23 protein-coding genes are annotated in these 24011 nt (G+C 66.9%); 14 read left to right on the top strand and 9 right to left on the bottom strand.

Annotation, left to right across the window (positions count from 1 at the left end):
- The first annotated feature begins 360 nt into the window (after positions 1-360).
- On the top strand, positions 361-1182 hold the full coding sequence (locus AC5WS7_RS07905) for a DUF1707 SHOCT-like domain-containing protein (protein WP_495953647.1): 822 nt from the start codon (positions 361-363) through the stop codon (positions 1180-1182).
- A gap of 314 nt (positions 1183-1496) precedes the next feature.
- On the top strand, positions 1497-3365 hold the full coding sequence (locus AC5WS7_RS07900; protein ID WP_495953781.1) for a potassium transporter Kup: 1869 nt from the start codon (positions 1497-1499) through the stop codon (positions 3363-3365).
- A gap of 22 nt (positions 3366-3387) precedes the next feature.
- Here AC5WS7_RS07900 and AC5WS7_RS07895 read toward each other — a convergent pair whose 3' ends face one another.
- The gene (locus AC5WS7_RS07895) at positions 3388-3900 is read right to left on the bottom strand and encodes a GNAT family N-acetyltransferase (protein ID WP_495953646.1); all 513 of its coding nucleotides are present in this window, start codon (positions 3898-3900) and stop codon (positions 3388-3390) included.
- Between the two features lie 69 nt (positions 3901-3969).
- Between AC5WS7_RS07895 and AC5WS7_RS07890 the strand changes: the two genes are divergently transcribed.
- Positions 3970-4956, top strand: coding sequence for a LysR family transcriptional regulator (locus tag AC5WS7_RS07890; protein ID WP_495953645.1), 987 nt, complete (start codon positions 3970-3972; stop codon positions 4954-4956).
- Between the two features lie 32 nt (positions 4957-4988).
- Here the strand turns inward: AC5WS7_RS07890 and AC5WS7_RS07885 are convergent, their stop codons facing one another.
- Positions 4989-5846 carry an aldo/keto reductase gene (locus AC5WS7_RS07885; protein ID WP_495953780.1) on the bottom strand — a complete coding sequence of 286 codons (858 nt, stop codon included), beginning with the start codon at positions 5844-5846 and terminating at the stop codon, positions 4989-4991.
- Positions 5847-7084: 1238 nt separating this feature from the next.
- Here AC5WS7_RS07885 and AC5WS7_RS07880 point away from each other — a divergent pair.
- From AC5WS7_RS07880 to AC5WS7_RS07865, 4 genes are all read left to right on the top strand, one after another.
- A complete protein-coding gene (locus AC5WS7_RS07880; protein ID WP_495953644.1) occupies positions 7085-8197 on the top strand; it encodes a ferredoxin reductase in 1113 nt (370 codons plus the stop codon).
- Between the two features lie 9 nt (positions 8198-8206).
- A complete protein-coding gene (locus AC5WS7_RS07875; RefSeq protein WP_495953643.1) occupies positions 8207-9448 on the top strand; it encodes a fatty acid desaturase family protein in 1242 nt (413 codons plus the stop codon).
- Between the two features lie 187 nt (positions 9449-9635).
- On the top strand, positions 9636-10199 hold the full coding sequence (locus tag AC5WS7_RS07870) for a hypothetical protein (RefSeq protein WP_495953642.1): 564 nt from the start codon (positions 9636-9638) through the stop codon (positions 10197-10199).
- 192 nt (positions 10200-10391) lie between these two features.
- The gene (locus AC5WS7_RS07865; protein WP_495953779.1) at positions 10392-12347 is read left to right on the top strand and encodes an acyl-CoA dehydrogenase family protein; all 1956 of its coding nucleotides are present in this window, start codon (positions 10392-10394) and stop codon (positions 12345-12347) included.
- 44 nt (positions 12348-12391) lie between these two features.
- Here AC5WS7_RS07865 and AC5WS7_RS07860 read toward each other — a convergent pair whose 3' ends face one another.
- Complete coding sequence (locus AC5WS7_RS07860; RefSeq protein WP_495953641.1) at positions 12392-13012, bottom strand: hypothetical protein; 621 nt, start codon at positions 13010-13012, stop codon at positions 12392-12394.
- Between the two features lie 168 nt (positions 13013-13180).
- Positions 13181-14095, bottom strand: a complete 915-nt coding sequence (locus tag AC5WS7_RS07855) for a helix-turn-helix domain-containing protein (RefSeq protein WP_495953640.1) — start codon at positions 14093-14095, stop codon at positions 13181-13183.
- A 300-nt stretch (positions 14096-14395) separates the two neighbouring features.
- Here AC5WS7_RS07855 and AC5WS7_RS07850 point away from each other — a divergent pair, with 300 nt between their 5' ends.
- Both AC5WS7_RS07850 and AC5WS7_RS07845 read left to right on the top strand, forming a co-directional pair.
- Positions 14396-14929: a cupin domain-containing protein gene (locus tag AC5WS7_RS07850; RefSeq protein WP_495953639.1), complete on the top strand. Its 534-nt coding sequence runs from the start codon at positions 14396-14398 to the stop codon at positions 14927-14929.
- Between the two features lie 57 nt (positions 14930-14986).
- Positions 14987-15664 carry a hypothetical protein gene (locus AC5WS7_RS07845; RefSeq protein WP_495953638.1) on the top strand — a complete coding sequence of 226 codons (678 nt, stop codon included), beginning with the start codon at positions 14987-14989 and terminating at the stop codon, positions 15662-15664.
- On the opposite strand, the gene AC5WS7_RS07840 is transcribed toward AC5WS7_RS07845, so the two are convergent.
- The 4 genes from AC5WS7_RS07840 to AC5WS7_RS07825 all read right to left on the bottom strand — a co-directional run bounded on the left by AC5WS7_RS07840 (position 15661) and on the right by AC5WS7_RS07825 (position 18343).
- Positions 15661-15993, bottom strand: coding sequence for an NIPSNAP family protein (locus tag AC5WS7_RS07840; protein ID WP_495953637.1), 333 nt, complete (start codon positions 15991-15993; stop codon positions 15661-15663). The genes AC5WS7_RS07845 and AC5WS7_RS07840 overlap by 4 nt on opposite strands.
- A gap of 107 nt (positions 15994-16100) precedes the next feature.
- A complete protein-coding gene (locus tag AC5WS7_RS07835; RefSeq protein WP_495953636.1) occupies positions 16101-17048 on the bottom strand; it encodes a universal stress protein in 948 nt (315 codons plus the stop codon).
- A 422-nt stretch (positions 17049-17470) separates the two neighbouring features.
- Positions 17471-17701: a hypothetical protein gene (locus tag AC5WS7_RS07830; protein ID WP_495953635.1), complete on the bottom strand. Its 231-nt coding sequence runs from the start codon at positions 17699-17701 to the stop codon at positions 17471-17473.
- A 228-nt stretch (positions 17702-17929) separates the two neighbouring features.
- The gene (locus tag AC5WS7_RS07825; RefSeq protein ID WP_495953634.1) at positions 17930-18343 is read right to left on the bottom strand and encodes a secondary thiamine-phosphate synthase enzyme YjbQ; all 414 of its coding nucleotides are present in this window, start codon (positions 18341-18343) and stop codon (positions 17930-17932) included.
- Between the two features lie 125 nt (positions 18344-18468).
- On the opposite strand from AC5WS7_RS07825, the gene AC5WS7_RS07820 reads away from it, so the two are divergent.
- The 4 genes from AC5WS7_RS07820 to infA all read left to right on the top strand — a co-directional run bounded on the left by AC5WS7_RS07820 (position 18469) and on the right by infA (position 22001).
- Positions 18469-19101: a LysE family translocator gene (locus AC5WS7_RS07820; protein WP_495953633.1), complete on the top strand. Its 633-nt coding sequence runs from the start codon at positions 18469-18471 to the stop codon at positions 19099-19101.
- Between the two features lie 203 nt (positions 19102-19304).
- Positions 19305-20804 (top strand): lipase family protein, encoded by a 1500-nt coding sequence (locus tag AC5WS7_RS07815; protein WP_495953632.1) that lies wholly within the window; start codon positions 19305-19307, stop codon positions 20802-20804.
- Between the two features lie 196 nt (positions 20805-21000).
- The gene (locus AC5WS7_RS07810; protein WP_495953631.1) at positions 21001-21780 is read left to right on the top strand and encodes a GNAT family N-acetyltransferase; all 780 of its coding nucleotides are present in this window, start codon (positions 21001-21003) and stop codon (positions 21778-21780) included.
- Positions 21777-22001, top strand: a complete 225-nt coding sequence (infA, locus tag AC5WS7_RS07805) for a translation initiation factor IF-1 (RefSeq protein ID WP_040824768.1) — start codon at positions 21777-21779, stop codon at positions 21999-22001. The genes AC5WS7_RS07810 and infA overlap by 4 nt, the downstream gene beginning before the upstream one ends.
- 93 nt (positions 22002-22094) lie before the next feature.
- Here infA and mug read toward each other — a convergent pair whose 3' ends face one another.
- A complete protein-coding gene (mug, locus tag AC5WS7_RS07800) occupies positions 22095-22658 on the bottom strand; it encodes a G/U mismatch-specific DNA glycosylase (RefSeq protein WP_495953630.1) in 564 nt (187 codons plus the stop codon).
- Between the two features lie 163 nt (positions 22659-22821).
- Here mug and AC5WS7_RS07795 point away from each other — a divergent pair, with 163 nt between their 5' ends.
- A complete protein-coding gene (locus AC5WS7_RS07795; RefSeq protein WP_495953629.1) occupies positions 22822-23997 on the top strand; it encodes a spirocyclase AveC family protein in 1176 nt (391 codons plus the stop codon).
- Positions 23998-24011: the final 14 nt, after the last annotated feature.

The raw sequence follows: 24011 nt of genomic DNA, 5'->3' as shown, positions 1-24011 counted from the left end.
GACAGGCTGCCGGTGGAATCGAGCGGCAGACCGCACTAGGGTGTCCGCTGCGTCGCACCGGCATCGGCCGCACCACCGAGGCACACCGACAATGGCCGGCGCCAGGACTGCGACCGCTCCGGCCGATTCGGCTGGGAACAAGCCGAGGCCAATGGCATTGGGGCGACTGCGATTACGGCGGCCCTGAGGAAATGCGCGGCAATCAATGGCAATGGCACCACGACCGTGACTACGCCCCACCGATGACCCCGTTCGGCAGCGCCTGGGTTCGCGCTCACTCCAGCGCACTCCGGCGCGAAATATCAGGATCCGGCGGCGAGACATCTACCGGCGAGCCGGTCCGGCTGGGACCATGATGCGGTGTCCTCCGAACGACCCCGGGACGGTTTCGAGCTGCGAGCCAGCGATCTGGACCGGTCCATGGCATGTACCGCACTGGACAACGCCTACGCCGACGGCGAATTGGACAACGCGGAGTATCACGAACGTCTGGACAGCGCGGCGAAGGCCAAGACGCGCGGGGATCTGCATGCCCTACTGGGCGATCTGCAGGTCCCGCATCCGCTCACCGACCTTCCCGCGGAACCCGCCCCGGCCGCACCCCGTCGTGCGCGCCGGGGACGGGTCATCGTCGGTGTCACCGTCGCGGTCGTCATCGGCGTCGTTGTCATCGCGATAGTGGCGCTCGGGGGCGGCGGAGCCACCACGAGCAGGCCGGGCGGCACTTCGTACGGGCCCGGTGCCGTTGCCGCATCGAGTAGCCCTCGCCCGGACTACACATCCGATGATGCCGCACTGCTACAGCATCTACCCGCCGGGTACGACCAATCGAACTGCTATCACCGGGATCCGGGACCGGCCGAGACCGCTGCGCTGCACTGCGATCCGTACTCCGGTCGCCTGGAGGCGGCGTTCTTCCGCTACCCCGATCCGGCGACGCTGCGACAGAGCTACGACGACGATCGCCGGTCGTCCGCGCATGTCGCCTGTGCCGACGGCGCGCTCGACAACCCTTACGCCGCAGGACGATACGAATGTATTTTGTCGAACGGTGCGGGGGTGGTGCCGACCATCGAATGGACCGCCGACCAGCAGGACGTTCTCGGGGTGTATTTCGCCTCCGGCTCGAATGGTGCTGCGAGCCTGTTGAATTGGTGGAAGCAGCACAATCGTCTCCGCTGACTTCCCGGCGCCGACCAGGTATGCCGCTGGTCCGTGTCCCCGGCCGGCCAGGTCGTGCACCGGTTGCCGGTGCCGCGCTCGGGGCGGACGTCGACGAGGTCACGTCGATGATGGCCCCGGCAACCCCGGCCGCGTCCGTCGCGCAGCCCGACATGGGGCGGTAGTGTCCGGCACGATATGCGAGCATCCCGACAGCAGCCCGTGCCGAGGAGGAGGATCCGCCGGTGACCGACAGTGCGTCCACGAACGCGACCGGCCGAGCGTCCGGTCGGGAACTTCACCCCGGGGCAGGTGGTCCGGTCCGGCCGGCTTTGGTGGTGGGTGCGCTGGGAGTGGTGTTCGGCGATATCGGTACCAGCCCGATCTACACCCTGCAGACGGTGTTCGACCCGCACGATCCGCATCCGGTCCCGGCCGGCGCCACCAACGTGTTCGGGGTTGTGTCGTTGGTGTTCTGGTCGGTGACGATCATCGTCACCATCACGTACGTGCTGCTGGCGATGCGTGCCGATCACGACGGCGAGGGCGGCATCATGGCCCTGATCACCCTGCTTCGCCGATCGAGCGCACCCCGGGGGCGGCGGGTCGCGCTCGTGCTGGCGGCGCTGGGGATCTTCGGCGCGTCACTGTTCTTCGGCGACAGCATGATCACTCCCGCGATTTCGGTGCTGTCCTCGGTCGAGGGGCTCAAGGTGGTCGAGCCGTCGCTGGAGCGGCTGATCGTACCGATCACCGCGATCATCATCGTGGCGTTGTTCCTGGTGCAGCGCCGCGGCACAGCGGTGGTCGGGCGCATGTTCGGGCCGGTGATGATCGCCTGGTTCACCGCCATCGGCGTCTGCGGTATCGCCGGCATCACCAGACATCCGCAGATTCTCGAGGCCCTGTCACCGACGTATGCGCTCGGGTTCCTGTTCGGGCATTTCGGCACGGCGTTCTTCGCGCTCGCCGCGATCGTGCTCGCGGTCACCGGTGCGGAGGCCCTGTATGCCGATATGGGGCATTTCGGTCGCCGCGCCATCACTCGCGCCTGGCTGTTGCTGGTGTTCCCGGCTTGCGTCCTGAGCTACTTCGGGCAAGGCGCGCTGATCCTGGACGACCCGGCCAATATCGGCAGCCCGTTCTTCCTGCTCGTGCCGGGCTGGGGACGCCTGCCGATGGTGCTGCTGGCCACCGCCGCCACCGTGATCGCCTCGCAGGCCGTGATCACCGGCGCCTACTCGGTCACGTCCCAGGCCGCCCAACTCGGCTACCTGCCGCGACTGCGGATCACGCACACCTCCGAATCGACCATCGGGCAGATCTACGTGCCCTGGATCAACTGGCTGCTGATGGTGTCGGTGCTGACGCTGGTGTTCGCCTTCCGTAGTTCCACCGCGCTGGCGTTCGCGTTCGGCATGGCGGTGACCGGCACGATCACCATCACCACGCTGCTGTTCTTCTATGTTGCCCGAGCGAAATGGCAGACGCCGTGGTGGCTGATCTCGCTCGGCGCGGTTCCACTGCTGATCATCGACCTGCTGTTCGTCGCGGCCAACCTCACCAAACTCGTGCACGGCGCGTGGCTGCCGCTGCTGATCGCGCTCACCGCCTTCACCGTGATGACCACCTGGCAACGCGGACGCCACATCGTCACCGCCGCGCGGGAACGCCGGGAAGGCGCGCTGCGCGTATTCGTCGACGACCTCGCCGCCGGCAAACCGCCCACGTCGCGGGTGCCCGGAACCGCGGTATTCCTCAACCGCGGCAAGGCGACCGCGCCATTGGCCATGCGCGCCAACGTCGAGCACAACCACGTCCGCCACGAACACATCGTGGTGCTGTCCATCCAGACCGAACCCGTCCCGCGGCTACCGGAGCACGAACGTATCGCGGTGGACAACCTCGGCCACGGCGACGACGGGATCACCCACGTCACCGCCCGATACGGTTACATGGAAACCCCCAACGTCCCGGTCGCCCTGGCCGGCGTTGATCCCGCCGACACCGAGGGACGCCTCGATCTCGAGGAAGCCTCCTACTTCCTGTCCAAGATCGAGGTCCGCGCCGGCGACCAGCCCACGATGGCGCGTTGGCGCAAACGACTGTTCATCGCCACCTCCTACATCACCGCCGACGCCGCCGAATACTTCTGCCTCCCACGCGAGCGAACCATCATCATGGGTTCCCGAATCGAGATATGACCAGCGGCGTCCGGCGCGGGCGTCAGTCCAGGTCGTACCGCATGAACACGTCCGCGCGGCGGTATGGCATGGGTCCGATCCGATCGCTCGGGACGTGCACGAAGCCGATCGATTCGTACAGGTGCACGGCATCGGGCAACTTGGTGCTGCTGCCGAGGAACAATGTGGTGGCGTTCCGCCGCCGGGCGTAGTCGACGGCTTCCCGCAGGAGGATGCGGCCGAGGCCCCGGCCGCGCCGGTTCCGTGCCACGGCCATCTTGGACAGCTCGAACACCCCGTCGCCCTCCGCTACCAGCGCCACGCATCCGACGATGTCGTCGCCGTCGCGAGCGATGAGTACCTGTCCGCCCTTGGCGACGATCTCGCGCTCCGGATTGTCCAGCTTCACCGAGTCGGCGGGCTCGAGGGCGAACAGTTCGACGATCCATTCCTCGTTGAGTTCCTTGAAGGCCCGGGCGTCGGCCGGACTCGACATCGGCTCGACAACGATGGCGTCGATCTGTTCTGCCGCAACGGATTCAGTCTGCTGTGTCACCTCGCCAGCATGCCCGCCCCCGAACGATCACGTCCAATACTTGATAGATCTGATTGATATGTTGATCTTATGGCTGATGGGGTCGAACTACGGCATCTGCGCTACTTCCTGGCCGTAGCCGAGGAATTGCACTTCGGCCGGGCGGCCGCGCGGCTGCACATCGCTCAACCCGCGCTGACCCAGCAGATCCAGCGGCTCGAGACGCTCCTGGGAACCCGCGTGTTCGACCGCACCTCGCGCAGTGTCGCCTTGACCCCTGCGGGCGAGGTACTGCGCGAGCGGGCCGCGGCGATTCTCGCGCACGCGACCCGCGACCTCGACGAGGTCGCGCGCATCGGACAGGGTAATCAGGGGCGGCTCTACCTGGGCTTCGTCCCGTCGGTGCTGCCGCTCGAACCGCTGCGCAGTATCCGGCAGTTCCGAGACCGCTACCCGCTGGTCCAGATCGACCTCGTCGAGGGCTACACCACCCACATGATGGCGCAGCTCGGTCACGGCGCGCTCGATATGGCGATCGTGCGCGACCCCGACGAACAGCCCGGCATCGTCGTATTCCCGCTGGTCACCGAGCCTTACATGGCGGTGCTGCCGGTTGATCACCCGCTGGCGGACCATACCGCCCTCACCGGCCCCGACCTCGCCGACGACCCGCTGGTGTTCTTTCCCCGCGCCGCGGGGCCCCATGCCCACGACAAGAACCTGCGGCCCCTGGTGGAAGCCGGTTGCCGGCCTCGCATCGTGCAGGAGGGCAACAACTGGACCACCATTCTGTATCTGGTGGGGGAGGGGCTGGGCGTCACCGTCGCACCGCGCAGCGCGACGTTCACCGCGCCGCCGACCGTCCGCATCCTGCCGCTCATCGAAACAGACTCCAGCACAACGGTTTATGTGGCGCACCGGATCGATGACGATCGGGCTCTGGTTCGTAACTTTCTCGAGCTACTGCCGACGGGGCACGCTCGGACGAGTGCCCGGGAGCGTCGAACGGCATGTGCGGCAGCAGGTCTCGCCGCGGGAGTCGAGATCGGCAGATCTGTTGGTTCCGCACCGGAATAGCCTGTGCGGCAAGGCCTTCACCGTCTTCCCACTCACTTACCGCTGTAGACGGGGAATACGCTGTGGTCGCCGTAGTCCTGGGCTCGCATCTTGCGCAGGACGTCCATGTCCTCGTCGGTGATCTCGAAATCGACCTGGGAGTTGCTGCGCATGTGCTCGGGGTTGGCGGTCTTCGGCAGCGATACGGTTCCCAACTGCAGGGTGTAGCGGATGCACAGCTGCGGAACGCTCACTCCGTACCTGTCGGCCATCGCCTGGATCTCGGGATTCTGCAGGATCGCTCCGTGTGCGATGGGTGAATAGGCCTCCACGAGGATGTTCTTGTCCTGGCAGTAGGCGATGAGTTCGGCCGGGGTGTTGCCCGCGTGGACGAGCAGCTGATTCACCTGCGGCGCGACGGTGCAGGCCTGGAGAATGTTCTCCAGGTCGCGTTGCTCGAAGTTGGAGACGCCGATCGAGCGGAGTTTGCCCGCCTGATAAGCCTCTTCCAACGCGCGCCATGCCTCGCGGTTGCCCTCGGCGTAGTCGCCGCCGCGGAAGTCGTTCCAGGGTTGCGGGCTGTGAATCAGCATCAGATCGATGTGGTCCAGCCCCAGTGTGGCCAGCGAACGGTCGATCGCGGCGGAGGCGTTGTCATGGTCCTTGATCTCGGCCGCCAGTTTGGTGGTCAAGAACAGTTCGTCGCGCGGGATACCGCTGCCGCGGACCCCTTCGCCGACGCCTCGCTCGTTGCCGTAGGCCTGAGCGGTGTCGATGTTGCGGTAGCCGATCGCGGCGGCGTCGGTCACCGCGTCCGCGGCCTTGTCGTCATCGATGAACCAGGTACCCAGTCCCAGCTTCGGAATGTGCACACCGTTCGACAGCGCGTACGTCTCTGTCAGGATCATGATTTCCGTACTCCTTCGCTTCGCGTGTTTCTCATGGGCGTTCCCTCGTGGTCTCCGCACCGCCTACACCGCCGTACCCGCCACCGGATCGGCCGACACCCACGCGCTGCTTGCCGGCCGGGCCGCCACCGAGCGGGCGGCGGCCGGCCCGGATCGGCAACCTGCGTATCGACCCGAAACCGTTGTGCTGCAACGCATCCAACCCTTGCGGCGGTGTCCATGGCGGCGGGTGTCGGTTGCTCGCCGGGTCGATCGTCGGACATGCCGCTCCGTTCCGGCGCTGAAGGGGTTTCCGCGGGCGCACCCGGTTTTCGGCTATCGGTGGTACTGGTCGCGGGAGAGGATCTCCACTCCTCGCCACCCCCGGTAGACCCGGTGGGCTCGAATGAGTCCGTCCTCGATCTCCATCACCTCGACGAAGTCCATCTGCTGACCATCCGGCGTGACCCGGGGGTATTCCCATGTCGCCCGTCGTCCGTCGGTGAAGAATCCGGCGCGGTGGTAGTGCCGCTCGTCGGGTGTGCGGGCAACGACCTCGGTGAGAAACGGTAGCGGTTCGTCGTGGCCGTGACAGACTCCCGGTCCTGGTTCGCCAAGGCTGTCTCCCAGGCGTGGGTCACTGCTTCGACGCCAACCACGTCTCCGGTCTCTGCGGTGTTCTTCGCTGTTCCCATGTCGCCAGTGTGTGGTCCGGACATCTGGTCCCGGACCGAACTGTCGACGCTACGGCCAGCACCAGTCCAGCGTTGCCGACCCGGGGGTCGGTATGTGTACACAGATGTTCACCCAGATGTACGGGGCGTCCACATCCGACACCGTGGGCCGGTTCGCGATCGACGCTGGGGGCGGTCGCCCAGTGGGCGCCTCGGGTTCGTTGGCCGCTGCGAATCCAGCTGCCGGGGTGAGGAGCGAAACGGCTGCCGCGCCGACTGCTGCCGCGCGGGCGATACCTGCGAGCAATCTCATCAACTCCTTCGAAATGGATCCTCATCCATCGCCGTTCTCGCGTTGAACAGCACCGAAGACGCGACCGTCGTTGATCGGTCGCTGCTGTCGCCGACGGTTCGTCGGTGTTTGTCCGGCGCGGTGCCGAGCTGATCCGGGACCTGGCCAGTGTCCGTGGGTGCGAGAACGCCGGCATCACCCGTCGAGGATGAGCCCGTGGATGTGCACAATCGTGGTGAGGTGTGCGGCAAGGCATCATTTCAGTGTACGGTTGTACACGGAAAGGAGGTTCTCCTGTGGGTCTTCTGAAGTGGAGTAAACGTCCGGCCGCCGGGGTCGACGCCAATAAGCCCGAGGTCAACATCGTGCGCGGATTGCTCGCCCGCGCCACCACACCGCTGCTCCCCGATGATTACCTACGCCTGATCAATCCGCTCTGGACCGCCCGTGAACTGCGCGGAAAGGTGCTCGGCGTGGTCAAGGAGACCGAGGACACGGCCACGGTGACGATCCGCACGGGGTGGGGATTTCCCGCAGCGTACAAGCCCGGCCAGTACGTCGGCATCGGACTGCAGATGGACGGCCGCTGGCGGTGGCGCTCCTATTCGCTCACCTCGATCAGTTCGGCGGAGAAGAAGACGATCGCGATCACTGTCAAGGCCAATCCGGACGGCTTCTTGTCGACCCACCTGGTCGACGGGGTCGAGCCGTCCACCATCATCCGGTTGGCCGCGCCGCGGGGCGATTTCCATCTGCCCGAGCCGGTACCGGGCAAGATCCTGTTCGTCACCGCGGGCAGCGGCATCACTCCGGTGATCGCGATGTTGCGGTCCCTCGAAGCCCGTGGGCAGCGACCCGATATCTGCCACGTCCATTCCGCGCCGACCCGCGAGGACGTCATCTTCCTCGACGAGATGGAAACCCTGGCCGACCGGAACCCCAGTTACACGCTGCACCTGCAGCTCACCCGAGAAATGGGCAAGTTCTCGGTCGGCCGTCTCGACGAGTGGGTGCCCGACTGGCGCGAACGCGACTGCTGGGCGTGCGGACCGCCGCGCATGCTGGACGCGATGGAGTCGCATTACGAGCGCGGCGGCCTGCGCGAGCGTCTGCACATCGAACGCTTCGCCATCGCCCGCACCGATCACGGCGGCGAAGGCGGGACGGTGCGATTCGCCCTGTCGGACAAGCAGGCCCGGATCGACGGCGCGACAACACTGCTCGAGGCGGGCGAGAACCTGGGCATCGATATGCCCTTCGGCTGCCGGATGGGCATCTGCCAGACCTGTGTGCTTCCGCTCGCGGGTGGGTATGTCCGAGACCTGCGTACCGGTGAGGAACGCCGCGAAGGAGAACGAATTCAAACGTGCATCAGCAGCGTGTCTGGTGAGTGCACTCTCGATATCTAGGAGGGCCGGATGGCCATCACCGACATCGACATCTACGCGCATCTGACCCCGGCCGACATCGAAGCGCTCGGCGCCGAACTCGACGCGATTCGCCGCGACATCGAGGAGTCACGCGGCGAGCGCGACGCCCGGTACGTGCGGCGCACCATCGCACTGCACCGCGCGCTGGCCGCCGGCGGCCGAGTCGCCCTGATGTTCAGCAACCGCAGGGCCGCGTGGCTCGCGGGCACGGCGATGCTCTCGCTGGCCAAGATCATCGAGAATATGGAACTGGGCCACAATGTGATGCACGGACAATGGGATTGGATGAACGATCCGGAGATCCACTCGTCCTCGTGGGAGTGGGATACCACCTGTCCCAGCGTGCAGTGGAAACATTCGCACAATTTCGTCCACCACAAGTACACCAACATCGTCGGAATGGACGACGACGTCGGTTACGGCATCCTGCGCGTCACCCGCGACCAGCCGTGGGAGTGGTGGAATATCGGCAACCCGGTATACAACCTGCTGCTCGGTACCTTCTTCGAATGGGGCGTGGCCCTGCACCACCTCGAGGTGGAGAAGTTGCGCAACGGCGAGAAGACGTGGCGGCAGGCGTTCAAAGACCTGCGCATCATCGGCACCAAGGTCGGCAAGCAGGCAGCCAAGGATTATCTGATCTACCCGGCGCTGGCCGGACGGAATTGGAAGACCACGCTGACCGCCGATGCCACGGCCAACTTCGTCCGCAATTACTGGGCCTATATGGTCATCTTCTGCGGCCACTTCCCCGACGGCGCCGAGAAGTTCACCATCGAGGAGTTCGAGGCCGAGGACCAGCCGCGCTGGTATCTGCGACAGATGCTGGGGTCCGCCAATTTCCGGGCCGGGCCGCTGATGCGCTTCATGAGCGGCAACCTCAGCCACCAGATCGAGCACCATTTGTTCCCCGACCTGCCGAGCAACCGCTACGAGCAGATCGGCGTGCGGGTGCGGGAACTGTGCGACAAATACGACCTGCCGTACACGACCGGTTCGCTCGGCGGTCAGTACCTGCAATCGTTCCGGACGATCGCCAAGCTCGCGCTGCCCAACGCGTTACTCCGGGCCAGCTCCGACGATGCGCCGGAAACATCATCGGAACTGCGGTTCGCCGTGCGCGAGGGCATCCAGGAGCATTTCGGCGTCGATCCCGAAACGGGCAAGCGCCGCGGGCTGCGGACCGCCCTGCGCGAGTTGAAGCACGCCCGGGTGCGACCTGCCGGATGATTCCCGGACCAACGCGAGACCGAACGCCTGCCGTGCACGTCCGAAAGGCCCTGATTCGGCGCTGCTCGGTTCCATCGTGCGCAAAGTGGGTTTGCCGGAGCCTGGCAGGGCATAGCTAGGGCAGCAAGGACGGACCGCCGCACCGTCGCGTCGGTCCATACCGACACCTCGGCTCGGAGGGGAGTTCATGACGTTGTTCCGGAACATGTCACCGAGGATCGTGAGCCCCTCGCCCCTGGGACGGGCGATGGGGATCGCGATGGCCACGGCAACCATCGGATTCATCGGCGGATGCGGGTACGGAGCGCAATCGGCCACTCCGGCCGCCGGTCCGGCGCCGGCCGTCGCCGCTGTCGAAGCCAAGGCCGGTCCGCCGGCCACCGCCGACCCGGCCGAGTACCACACCGACTACGGCACGACGTTCAAATCCCCGAGCGGCAGATTCCTCTGCGGCGTCGACGCGGGGCGCGCGAGTTGCAACGGGCAATTCCCGCCCGGCACCCCGATGGTCTCCGATTGTGCCGGCAGGGCGCTGAAACCCAACACGATCTCGGTCGCCACCGGCTCGCGAGCGTCGTTCGGCAACGCCTGTTCGCCGGTCGCGGGTCCGGATTCGAAGGTCCTGCCCTACGAGGTCGCCCTGCGGGTCGCCGGCACCCAGTGCGTCGTCCACCAAGCCACCGGCGTCACCTGCCGCACCAGTGACGGCCACGGCTTCACCATCTCGGACACGACCTACAACCTGAGTTGATATCTGGCGGATCGTCCGACCGCTGAGAGAGGAACGCAACCCGCGACCGAGGTTTCGGGACCGCAGATTTGCGTGCCGAACGGTTCACGAGCTGAGCCACGCCCGGGGAAGTTGGGCTCGCGAACCCCTACCGGCGGGTAACCAAGGCTTCTACACTCGAATGTGATCCCCATCACTTTCGAGGAGGGCATCATGGCGACCACCGCCAAAGTCGACGCCACCGAGGAACAAGCTCGCGCGCTCGTCGAGGAATCGCGCGAAAGTACTTGGGGCAAGCCGTCATTCGCGAAGGAAATGTTTCTGGGCCGGTTCCGGCTGGATCTGATTCATCCTTTCCCGCGGCCGCCGGCCGAGAACGAGGCCAAGACCGAGGCATATCTGCGGCGCCTGCGGGAGTACTGCGAGAGCATCGACGGCAGCCGGATCGAGGCCGAGGCCAAGATCCCCGAGCAGTACGTGCGCGGGCTGGCCGAACTGGGTTGCTTCGGGCTCAAGATCCCGGAGGAGTACGGCGGGCAGGGCCTGTCGCAGGTCGGCTACAACCGCGCGCTGATGCTGGTCGGCTCCGCGCACCCCAGCCTCGGAGTGCTGCTGTCGGCACATCAGTCGATCGGCGTGCCCGAGCCGCTGAAACTCGCCGGCACCGCGGAACAGAAGCGGGAGTTCCTGCCGCGCTGCGCACGCGGGGCGGTCAGTGCGTTCCTGCTCACCGAACCCGACGTGGGTTCGGATCCCGCGCGAATGGCCAGCACCGCCACTCCCACGGCCGACGGCGAGGCGTACGAACTCAACGGCGTGAAGCTGTGGACCACCAACGGCGTCGTGGCCGAATTGCTGGTGGTCATGGCTCGGGTGCCCAAGAGCGATGGGCATCGGGGCGGTATCTCGGCATTCGTGGTCGAGGCCGATTCGCCCGGCATCACCGTCGAGCGCCGCAACTCCTTCATGGGCCTGCGCGGCATCGAGAACGGCCTGACCCGCATGTACAACGTGCGGGTACCACGGCGCAATCTGATCGGCCGCGAAGGCGACGGGCTGAAGATCGCGCTCACGACTCTCAATGCCGGTCGGCTGGCGATTCCCGCACTGTGCACGGCGGCGGCCAAATGGTCGCTGAAGATCGGCCGCGAGTGGTCGCTCAACCGTGTGCAGTGGGGGCGTCCGGTCGGCCGGCATGCCGCGGTCGGTTCGAAACTGTCCTACATCGCCGCAACCGCTTTCGCTCTCGAGGCGGTCCTGGATCTGTCCGGCACGATGTGCGACGAGGGCCGCAACGACATCCGCATCGAAGCCGCGCTGGCCAAACTGTGGGCATCGGAGACGAGCTGCCGAATCGCCGACGAACTGGTGCAGATCCGCGGCGGGCGCGGCTACGAGACCGCGGCCTCGCTACGAGCCCGGGGCGAACGTGCGGTGGGAGCCGAGCAGCTGGTCCGCGACCTGCGCATCAATCGCATCTTCGAGGGGTCGAGCGAGATCATGCGGCTGCTGATCGCGCGGGAGATGGCCGATGCCCATATGGCCGCGGCCGGTGCGCTGGTCGACCGCAACGCGCAGTTCAAGGACAAGGCAAAGGCCGCGGTCGGGGCGGGTGGTTTCTACGCCAAGTGGTTCCCGCAGCTGGCCCTCGGGCCGGGGACGACACCGGCCGGCTTCACCGAATTCGGGCCGTTGGCGGGACATTTGCGTTTCGTCGAACGCTCCGCGCGCAAACAGGCTCGATCGCTGATGTACGCGATGGGGCGCTGGCAGGCGAAACTCGAGTACCGCCAAGGCTTCCTGGGCCGCATCGTCGATATCGGCGCGGAACTGTTCGCCATGTCGGCTGCCTGCGTGCGGGCCCGGGCGCTGCGAGTCGAGAACAGCCCGGACGCCGACGCCGCGCAGGAACTGGCGGACGTGTTCTGCCGTCAGGCCGGCGTCCGGGTGCGTCAACTGTTCGACGCCCTGTGGGACAACACCGATGACGCCGACACGGATCTGGCCCGGGGAATCCTGGAAGGCCGGTACCAGTGGCTCGAAAGCGGTGTGCTCGATCCGAGTGCGGGGACGGGCCCATGGATCGCCGAATGGCAACCGGGCCCGTCCGCCGAGGCGAACCTGCTCACTCCGTTCCTGCCGTCCACTCGGACCGAGGCGTCCACCTAGAACGGCCACTCGAAGACGCGTGCGGTCACCGAAGATGCTCGCGGTCAAGCCATTTCGGGAACCCGAAGGTGTGCGAGCGCCAGTTCGAACTCCGTGCCGTCGATCAGTTCCGCGCCGGATCGACGGCTGGCGTCGGTCCGCAGGGACGCGGCCTGGTCGCGGTTGCGGACCATCGCGTCGGCGCTGTCATAGGTGGCGCACGATACCGCACGACCGGAGGACCGGTTGATCAACAGGCTCGCACTGCAGAAGCCTTCGAGCGTTTCCATTTCCGACAGGAACTGATTCCGGTATGCCTCGACGGCGGAGTCGAGTCGGTCGGGAGCGGTCTTGAGCCAGGTCGCGCGCACGCAGGCGCCCTCGGGCGAATTGTGCTCACGATGCAGGACCGCGATCTCCCATTCCTCGACCTTGGTGCTGCCGCCGAAGAGCTCGGCCGCACGGTCCCGGATCGGGCGCACGCTGTCCGCACTCGCGTGCAGCGCCTCCGCGGTGTCCCACGCACTCGTGGCGATGCACCGGCCCGAACTCCGGCTCACCAACAGTGACAGCCCGATGCAGCCCGGGATGCCGGTGAGAGCCGGCATCACCTCGTCGCGAACGTGCGCGATCCCGGTATCGATATCGGAGGGTCGCGCCTGAATCGTGGTAGAGCGTGCGTACACGTCCGAACCCCCTTCTCACCTCGAAGGCAGCGCCCCGGTGGCGCTACCGGTACTGTTCACCCTGCTCTTCACCGGTCGCCGACGCAATAGCAGTTCCTCACCGGAACGCTGTGCCGTCCGGAGCGAGTCCTCGGGTGCCCCGCTCGCGCCGCGGGCCGGGCGGCGGACTCACGGATCCCCGGCGTCCGCTCGTACGCTGCCCGGTGTCACGCCGAACTGCTGGCGGAAGGCCTTGGTGAAACTGCTGGCCGAGCCGAAGCCCAAGTCCAGTCCGATCCGGGCGATGCTCACCTGCCGGTACGCGGGGGCGCGCAGGCGTGTGCGGGCCAGTTGCAGCCGCTCGGTCCTGATCAGCTCGCGCGGGGTGGTTCCGGCACGCTGGAGGACCGACTGAATCTGCCGCAGCGACCAGCCGAGCGCCTCGGCGACCGCGGCGCCGGTCAGGGCCGGATCGTGGGCGTGCCGGCGAACGTACTCGCGAACAGCCTGCACCAACTCGTCGGTGTGCGTTGCCGCGGTCGGGGTCTCGCCGAGGATCAGCATGCACAGCAGATCGACGAGTCGTTCGGAGACCGCGTCGAATTGGCGTGCGGTCAGCGTGCCCTGTTCGGCATGCAAACCGGCCGCGATGTGGGCGGCCACGCGGCCGAGTCCGGCCGTGAGGTCCAGCGGCTGGGCCGGTGCCGCCGCCCGGCCGAGACGGTGCTGAACTTCTTGCCGGGGGATCGTCATGATCAGTCCGGTACTGCGGTCGCTCATCGAGACTTCCATCGGGCGGTCTATGGTGACCAGAGCACCCGTTCCCGGCGGGAGCGAACCGACCTCGCCGTCCTGGCGGAGCACGACTTGGCCGGTGGTGGCCAGGACGAGCCGGTAGTCCTCGTCGGGATCGGTCCGAATGTGCCGGCGATCGCGGCAATAGGTCACAGCATCGGATTCCCACCCCACCAGCTGATACAGCTCTGTCCGGCGCCGCAGCGCACGGCCCCGGAAGTCACCGCGGCTGGGAAAGCGATAACCCAGGCGGCCGTGATACGAGTCGATCAGGTGTGCCCAGTACTCGACGCGCTCACTGGGATGCATGACATCCGTTGTGGCCGATTCGGTTTCAGGTGTGCGGTTCACCAACCCGGACTCCAGGAATGCATCGTCGTCGCTGGATCCGGCCGATGCCGGACAGGCATCAGATTAGCCCTGCCGCCGCGCGGCGGCGGGTGATCGGGCGTCGATGAGTTGTGCGCTCCGGGACCATCGCCGTGCGCTCGCGAGCTACCGGGACCGCCGCACGCATCGATAGCGTCGTCGTACCGCTGTTGCCCAGGCGAAATCGCGGGCAGCGGCGGTGCGCTCGAACCGGGCGCCGAAGAGCGGAGGAGTGTGCGGATGCGCAGAATTGTGGTGGGACACGACGAGGCCGGGCAGGCGCGCGTGCTGCAGGACCGGGATATCGAACCGATCACCCTGGCTCTGCTTCCCGGTGCCGAGCTGCACCGGATGTGGGAGCTGGACGAGCCGGCCCGGCTGCCGTTGACCGAGATCCCGCAGCAGCCGTACGGCCGGTATTTTCCGGGGCCGGGCGGGTTGCGGTTCGGGTTCATCAGTGTGCCGCCGGGATTGACCTACGAGCCCCCGGCCGACTGGTCCGAAGCCGAATTCGCTTCCGCCGCAGCCGAAGCCGATGCCAAGCTGCCCGGCATGATGGATACCTTCGACACCGCCCGTCCGGGAGGGCACGCCACCGCCACGGTCGACTTCGTGGTGGTGCTGCGCGGCCGGGGCCGCATGCGCGTGGGCGACGGGATCGACGTGCCGTTGTCCCCCGGGGACTGTGTCGTGCAGAACGGGGCGCTGCACGCCTGGTTCAACGACGGCACCGAGCCATTCGTCTTCTGCTACACCCTGTGTGGTGCGCATTGACCGAATCCGCTTGTCGGTGCGAAGGTTTGCGGGCAGCGGGCCGATGAGGGGGAGGGTGTGACGGGACTCGCGGACGAGGCGGACACCTGCGCGGACTCCCCGATGTCGTTGAGCCCGTACGCCGCCCGAGCACACTGGTCCGAGCACAGTTGGCACGAGTGTTCGGTCGGCGCGGCAGCGCGCGCGGTGATCGAGGGCTCCCGCAACCGCCGTTGGGACGATATCGACTCGTTGGTGACACCGCAGGATTGGGTGAATGCCTACCGGGCCCGGAACCTGCGCGCGACGATCGGTGCGGACGGGCGGGTGGAGCTGGTCGCGGACGACACGACCACCGCCGTCTCGATACCGCATGCCCTGGCGGCGTGGGTACACGACAGGATGAATTTCCAAGCGCCCCTCCTCGCCCCGCCGGTGCGGCGTCTCTCGATCGAGGGCTGGGCGGTTCTGACGAAACCAGAGCTCGTCCCCGCGGGGGCATTACGGGAATTGCGTCGTCTGGACGTGCACGTTCTGGAACCGGGGCAACGACTGCGCTTGCCGATGACGGCGCATCCGGATCTCTGGCAGGAGTCGTGGTGGCACGAGTGGCCGCAACGTCATGTGCGGTATCCGGATCTGCTCGGTATGCCGCCGATGCTGATCCTGCTCAACTATTGTTTCTGGGCCGCGAAAAGCCCGCACCAGCTCACCCGGCGGCACAAGGAAATCCTGTTCGAGGCCGCGGCGAGCTAGCGGGACGGCCCGGTTGCGGCGGGCTCGGGCAGCAACGGTCGCATGAAGGTCCGCTCGTACCGGAGCACGCACCCGCTTTCGTCCCGGATACGATCGGCCTCGACGAAGGCGGGATCGTTGCCGAACAGACTCCGGTACTGCTCGTAGGCGGCGAGACTGGGAAAGCTGAACAACGCGAGCGCCTTGTCGCTGGCGCCTTCCGCGGGCAGGAAATAGCCGTGATGAGTGCCCCCGTGCTCATCGACGAGTTCCATCCAGCGGCGGCCGAAACGTTCGAAGGCGTCGATCTTCGTCGGATCGATCACGTATTCCACAACGCAGGTGATCACGGTTCAGCAGGGTAGTGCCCGCCCGGCGGCCGGGCGGGTCCGCCGCGAATTCCGCTCGGGGCCACAGGTCGTGACCGAAGGTGTGCGGGAGCAGTACAGCGACTGACCTACGGATGGACGACCATCACCGGGCACTGTGCGTGCTGGACCAGGAAGTTGACCGTGGAACCCAGCAGCATTCCGGCGAAGCCACCACGGCCGCGGCTGCCCAGAACCATCAGTTGCGCCGACTTCGACCACTCCAGCAGATGCTCCGCGGGAGCGAACGCGTACGAGGAGTGCGCGACCCGGACCTCCGGGAACTTCTCCTGCCACCCGGCGGTGCGCTCGGCCATGATGGCGTCCTCGGCCTGGCCGGGGTCGCCGTCGGGTAGCCGCAGCGTGTCGTATCCGGCGTAACGACCGAAATTCCCGTCGTTCCACACGTGCACGGCGACCAATTCGGCGTCGCGCTGCGCTGCCTCGGCGAACGCGGACGCGATGGCCGCCTCGCCGATCGGACTCCCGTCGACGCCGACCACGACCGGGCCCGATGAGTGGACGCTGTCACCGGCCTCCGGGTCGGTGCGCACCACGACGACCGTTCCGTGGGCGTGCGCGACGACCGAAAGCAGGGTCGAACCGAGGTGCGCGAGCGTCCCCTCCGTTCCCGTGGCTCCGAGCACGACCGTGAACGCCGCGGCGCTGCGGTCGATGAGCAGAGCGGCCGGGTTGTCCGAGACCGCCTCGGCCGTCACCGGCACCTCGGGAGCCGTCGAACGGGCCAGCTCCTCGGCGCGGGCGATGACGTCGCGGCCGTGCGTACGCGCGGCGTCGACCACCCAGGTGCTCGGCGTTGCGGGAACACTGGCCGGCCACGTCGCGCCGACGAGGTTCATGCCGTGCTCGATGCGCAGTTCCCGGCCGTGTAGACGCGCGTACCGCGCCGCCCAGCGCAGCGCGGTCATCGATCCCGGCGAACCGTCGACGCCGACGGCCACCGTCGCCGAGGCCAGCCGATGGGCGTCCTGTTCGCGCTGCGTGGTGTTGGTGTGCCTCCCGAAGATGCCGGGCATGACACCCTCCTTGCTCGTCCGCCGTCGGGATGTGTCCGTCACCATCGTCGGATCGGCGGGTTCGACAGCGGCACGGCCGAAGGTCACCGGTTCCGTGGTCCTCGGACCACGGCGAAATTCTTGCCCGCTCGGTTGGATCCCCGGTGCAGGCCGGGCGGGAACGACTCTTTGTGATGTCGATTGTCAAGCACGACAACGGGTTTCGCCACGGACTGTCATGCGCGGGCGGCGGGCCCTGCTCCGGGGTGCGGGCCGGGCCAGGCCGTGGCCGAGCTTCGGACACGCCCCGGCCCTGGCCGGTCGAGATACACTCCGTCATCGAACCACCTGCGTGCCAAGGGATCTCGCGGTGCCGTCGCTGACCGGGAGGCCCCGACGGGTGTGCGGTGGGGATCGACGCCGTGCGGCCCGCACTTGTCGGGTCACGGCGAATCCGCGCGTATCCGCACTCGCGCCGGCTCCTGGACCGCCCGCAGGATTCCCGGGATCGTCGCGGCGACCGGTTCGGACAGCTCTGCGCCGAGGTCCGTGCGGTCCACCTCGACCTCGATGACGACCAGTTCTCCGGGAAGGCGGCCGAGGAGCACCGCGTCCCGAAGTGCGAACCGGCCGTTGGTGATCGGTCCGGCGCAAGACACGGCAGGCGCGCTCACGGCGGTCGCGATGCTGCCGATTGTCGCCGGGAGTGGGGCCATTGGGCCACTTGCGGATCGCAGGTGCGGTACCTTCCCGCGCGGTGGCGGTCCCCGGCAGGACGATATCCCGTTCGCAACGAATTATCCAGTGCTCGTGGGGCTTTGCATCGCTGGTCCGGGAGCGGCACTGCCGGGGCGCCGGGCGGCCCGGCGCGGAGCAGGTCCGGTGGCGGACGTCGGCCGCGGTCAGCCGACCAGGAAGGACAGGCGCACCTGCCGGACCGGGTTGTCGACGTTGATATCCACCATTGCGACGGATTGCCAAGTGCCCAAAGCCATTTCGCCGTGCAGCACCGGAATGCTCGCGTAGGGGGCGATCAGTGCGGGCATGACGTGCGAGCGTCCGTGCCCGCGGGAGCCGTGGGCATGGCGCCAGCGGTCGTCGGCGGGAAGCAGATCCCGCAGCGCGGCGAGAAGGTCGTCGTCGCTGCCCGCGCCGAGTTCGATCAGCGCGATGCCCGCGGTGGCGTGCGGCACGAAGACGTGCAGCAGGCCGTCGCGGCCCGCCGCCGCCTCGCGCAGGAACTCCGAACAGTGCGGGGTGAGGTCGTGGACGACTTCCTCGCGCCCGGTCTTCACTTCGATCACCGTGCTCTGCATGCGCACCATGGTCCTCCCGGGTGAGCGACCGCGCGAGCAACCGGGGTGTATCGGCTGTTCGGCGGGGATGTCGGCGGACGCGGCCGGGCCGAGGTGCGCGGGCGTCGGCTCATTAGAATTGACCGATGCTCGTTTCGCTTGCGTCGTTCTCGGTTGCCGCGGTCTTGTTGGTGGTGCTGCCGGGACCCGACACCCTGGTCGTGATCCGTGGTCTGGTGCGTGGTGGGCGCGGCGGCGGTATCCGGACGAGCCTGGGAGTGCTGTGCGGCTTGCTGGTGTGGGTCGGGGCCGCTGTGCTGGGGCTGTCGGCGCTGTTGCGGGCCAGCGAGGTCGGTTACCAGGTGTTGAAGATCGCCGGCGCAGGCTATCTGCTGTGGATGGGGGTGCAGTCGCTGCGTTCGTTGCGGCGGTCCGCTCCGGAGATCGCCCGGGCCGGCGGGGAGGCGCCGGCACAGCCGTCGATGCGCTCGGGTGGGTTCGTGGCCGGATTTCTCACCGACATCCTGAATCCGAAGATCGGCGTCCTGTTCGTCAGTTTCCTGCCCGGGTTCGTCCCGGCCGGTTATCCGGTGGGCTGGATGACGCTCGGGTTCGGCGCGATGTACGTGGCGTTGACGGCGGTGTACTGCGCGATTCTCGTGGCTGCGTCGGGCACGGTGGCAACCTGGATGCAGACCGGGCGGGTGCGCCGCCGCCTGGACTCGATCGCCGGGTTGGTGCTGATCGGATTCGGTATTCGCCTGGCGATGGAGTCCTGACCGCTGTGCGGACACGATCGGGGCCGACACGATCCGTGGGTCCGCGCGGATAAGTGAGATTCCGGTGATTCGGGGGTATCGTCCCGAAATCGGTGCGGCTTCGGCCGACGCCGCCCGCGCCCGCACTTGCCGGACATCCGGGGACTGTCCCACTACTGCACGACCTTCGGTTCGAGTACATCTCTTACAGAACGGGTGTTGTCGTGAAATGTCTACGGAGCGTTGCGATCACGGTGGCGATGGGGTGTGCGCTGACACTGGGGCGAATACCCGGCACGGTCGCCGAGCCACCGTCCGATACCCCTGCGCCGCCCACCGCCGGCGCGACCACCGAACCGCAACCTCCGGTCACGCATCGGGATCCCGGGCCGTCGGCGTTCCAGCGGTGGATCGACAGCCATGTTCCGGCGCCGTCGTCGGTCCTGCCGCGGACCGGTTCCGCCGCCACCGCACCCAGCGACCCGGCGGTGCTGTGGAAGGCGATTCAATCCAGTCCGACCGGTGATCCGTTCTTCGATGCCGCACCGGCAGACCTCGCGCGGTATGCGCCCGGTGACGTGATCGAATCGCGTGACGTCAGCCGGCCCGCGGTGCCGATGGTCTTCCTGACTGTGCTCACGCCGGTTCAGCGGGCGATCCAGCTGAAATTCCGCACCACGAACTCCGCCGGTGCGCCCTCCTTCGGCACCGCGACCCTGCTGCTGCCGTTCAGCCGGTGGACCGGGCCGGGTAGCCGCCCGGTGCTGCTGAACGCGCCCCCGATCAACGCGCTCAACCGGCGTTGCACGCCGGGCTACGTGTTCTCGCACGGCTACGACATCACGTCCGGCAACGGCAACGATTTCGTCCCGTCGCCGACCATGTGGGCCGCGAGCCGGAACTACGCGGTGGTGATCCCGGACCATGAGGGGCCCTCGATGGCCTATGCCGAGCCGACCGTGGCCGGGCACATCATGCTCGACACCGTGCGCGCGGTACGGCGTCTGCTCCCCGATCAGTTCGGTGCGAGCCGTTTCGCGATGACCGGATATTCCGGAGGCGCCATCGCCAGTTACGCCGCCGCGATGCTGGCCGGCGAATACGCCCCGGAACTCGGTCCCGCTCTGGCCGGCAACGCAATGGGCGGCCTGCCCACCGATTACGAATCCTTCGCCAAGACCTTCGACGGCACCTATGTTTCGGGGTTGATGTTCACCGTCACTCTGGCATTGGCGCGAGAACATCCCGAAATCCTCGGCCGTATGAACCATCTGGCGCAGTGGGCGGCGATTTCCCCGCTCAAGGACGTGTGCAGCTCGACCATGGCCGACATCGGCCTGTTCATGCCCTATGCGGCCCTGGCGAATACGGCCGACCCGCTGCACACCGAATTCGCGGATACGCTGTTTCGCCGCTTGAGCCTGAAGGGCAGGAAGGCGGGCATGCCGATCTACATCTACAACGGCCTGCACGACCCCTGGATGCCGGTCGCGAAAGCCGAGGAGTTCTTTGCCGAACAATGCGCTGTGGGAGTTCCGGCCACGAAGAGTGTCGTGGGCGGTGAGCATATTCTCGGCTATTTCGACGGCTTTCCCGGTTCCACGCGATGGCTGGGCGAGCGGCTGTCCGGCGTCCCCGCGCCGAACGGCTGTGAAGTGGCCCCGCGCGCGAATTCCGCACCGCGACAGAGTATCTCGACCGATGCGGCGACCGCCGGAAAATAGTTTGCGCGGTGAAGGGGCGGTGCGTATCGTCAGGCGAACCGTGACCGTATGCGAGGAGGTGAGACCCATGAACGTTGTATCGAAGTGGGAGCTCCCTCTCGACGTCACGGTTGGGCGGACGATCTAGCTGTCGCCGGGAGCGCCTGTCACCGAAGGCTGCTCCGAAAGGGCGATAAGTGTGAACTCTGTAAATTCCATGTCCGATTCCAGCGGGCACACCACCCTCGTTACTCGCGTTTCGCGAACGCAATGGCAGGCAACGCATCGCGGCCTGCTGGTCGGGTCGGGTGATGTTTCGCCGCGGCCCGATGGGCGACTGTTCGTCAGCATCGACTCCTGGCGTGAGGACGCCTTCGGCCCGCTCGCCGACGCGATGCTGGCGGACCTGCCCAGACCTCTGTACACCGTGGTGGACGAAACCGACAGGGATCTCAGAAACTGTTGGGAGAGCGTAGGTTTCAGCACGCGGCGCCGAGAATGGGAATGCCTCGTGCCGACCGATCCGCGGATCACCCGGCTCGATACGGTGACGCCGCCGGCGGGCACCATGATCGTGGCGGCCGGCTCCGCGGCGGAAGTTCCACTGCGCGAGATGGATCGAGCGATCCGCGAGGAGGTGGAGGCGACCGTCGGCTGGCGGGAGATGCCGGCGGAGGTGTTGCCGCGCACCGGGAACGACACCGTGGTGGATCCGTCGAAATACGCGGTGGCGGCACAATCCGGCCGATATGTGGGACTGATCCGCGTCGTGCAGGTGAACCGGCTGCCGCGGATCGGGCTGATCGCGGTGCGTGCGGAACAACGCCGCCGGGGCATCGCGCGGGCACTGCTGGCGCATGCGCTGGACGCTCTGTATCGACGCGGAATCGCAAGAGCGGCAGTCGAACTGAACGAATCGAACGCGGCCGCCGTCGCGCTGTTCGAGGGCATCGGTGTCGAGTGCGTGAACAGTAATCTGGAGTTGGTGCTGCGATGAGTAACAACGGAAAGGGAATCGAAATCGAGGGCACTGTCATCGAATGCCTGCGCAATGCCACCTTCACGGTGGAACTGCGGAACGGGCATCAGGTGCTCGCGCATATCAGCGGCAAGATCCGGAAGAACTACATCAAGATCCAGCTGCAGGACCGGGTGCTCGTCGAATTGAGCCCGTACGACCTCACTCGGGGGCGAATTCTGTTCCGGTACCGCAATTGACGGGAGTGTGCATGGCCGGATGAGCCGGCGGCCCGCCCGGGACGACCGGAACGCATCCGGTCGTCCCGGGCGCGGTCGAGCCGTGCAGCGCCGTTACTCGGATTCCGCCGCCTCCCGCAACTTACGGAATTCGGTGGCCAAGGCATCCAGCGTGTAGTGGGCGTTGAGACCGCTCGGATTGGGGAGCACCCAGATGCTGGTATCGCCGAGTGTCTCGGCTTGGCGTCCCACCGTGGTCCGCGGACGTCCGAAGGCGGTGCGGTACGCGCCCAAGCCGAGCACCGCCAGGATGCGCGGGCGATAGTCCCGCACCCTTCCGGCGAGCGCGCGGCCGCCCTCGCGCAATTCCTCCGGCGTCAGCTCGTCCGCCCGTGCCGTCGTCCGTGCGGCGACGTTGGTGATGCCCAGCCCGAGCGCGAGCAGTGCCTCCTGCTCGTCGGGACGGAACAGCCGCGGGGTGAATCCGGAACGAAACAGTGCGGGCCAGAAGCGATTTCCGGGCCGGGCGAAGTGGTGGCCGGTCGCCCCCGACCACAATCCCGGATTGATTCCGCAGAACAGTACGCGCAGATCCGGTGCCAGCAGATCGGGGATGGTCCGGCCCGCGGCGGCGGCCAGATCGGCCGGGGTGGGGCGGTACGCGGCGGGATGTGCCATCCGTCCAGTCTGCCTGAGCCAGGTGCTCTGCCTTGCGGCCGGTCACGGGCCACGCCGCCGACTAGGTGTTCCATCTGGTATCCGAGATACCAATTAGACAATCAGATACTAGTGGGTATATTTAGTCGGCAGCACATGCGCGCGCACGGACACGGGAGGCATCGTGAGCGAGTTGTCGAGTGAGAAGCCCACGGCCGCAGGGCGAGTCGTCCAGCCGGACACCGCCGACGAGAACGCCGGTCAGGACCGGCTGCGAGTGCGGCGGATACAGATCTGGGCCACCGCCGGCGGGCTGCTGTTGGCGGTGCAGGTGTACGTGTGGGCGCGGTGGATCACCGGGCCGTTTTTCCAGCGGGTGCCCGGCGGGCCGATCAGCCCGCCGATGTACATGAGGGCGTTCCTGACGATGAACGCCGTCCTGATGTGTGTCGCTCTGCCGGTGGCGATCTGGTGGTTCCTGATCCGGCCGTGGCTGCGGGAACGCCGGATCACGCTCGACGGCATCCTGCTGGTGTCGATGGGGCTGATGTTCTTCCAAGACCCGCTGCTGAACTACTTCAACACCTGGTGCACGTACAACACCTGGCTGTTCAACCGCGGATCCTGGTCGTCGGACATTCCGGGGTGGGTGTCACCCGAACAGCCCGGTCATCAGGTTTCCGAACCGCTGTTGATCAATGCTCCCGGATACGCGGCCGGGGTATTGGTGATCACGATCTTGGGATGCTGGGTGATGCGCGGGATGAAGTCGCGCCGGCCGAATATCACCAACCTGCGGCTCATTCTGCTCACCTACGCCTTCACCTTCGTGCTCGACTTCGTCATGGAGGCGTGTTTCATGCTGCCGTTCGGCCTGTACACGTATCCCGGCGCCATCCGGTCCGTGTCGTTCGGTGCGGGCACCTACCATCAGTGGCCGGTGTACGAGGGGCTGATGTGGGGCGCGGTCCAAGCGGGTCTGTGTTGTTTGCGCTACTTCACCGATGATCGCGGTCGCACCGTCGTCGAGCGTGGACTCGAAAGCGTGGGCGGCGGGTTCGCTCGGCAGCAACTCGCTCGGTTCCTCGCGGTCTTCGCGGCGGTCAGCGGATGCTTTTTCTTCTTCTACAACGTGCCTGCGCAATGGGTCGGCATGCACGCCGACCCGTGGCCCGCGGATCACCTGAAGCGCTCGTACTTCAACGGCGGGATTTGCGGTACGGGCACCGGTACGCCGTGCCCCGATCCCGTGCTGCCGGTGCCCACCAAGCGGTCCGGATACATCGATACCAGCGGGAGGCTGATCCTGCCCGATGGTGCCCGGGTACCGGATAACGTGCCGTTCGAACACGCGAGGTGAGATCGACGACGACG

The organism is Nocardia sp. PLKS1-43, from assembly GCF_059510335.1.
This window is presented reverse-complemented; position numbering and strand designations above follow the sequence as displayed.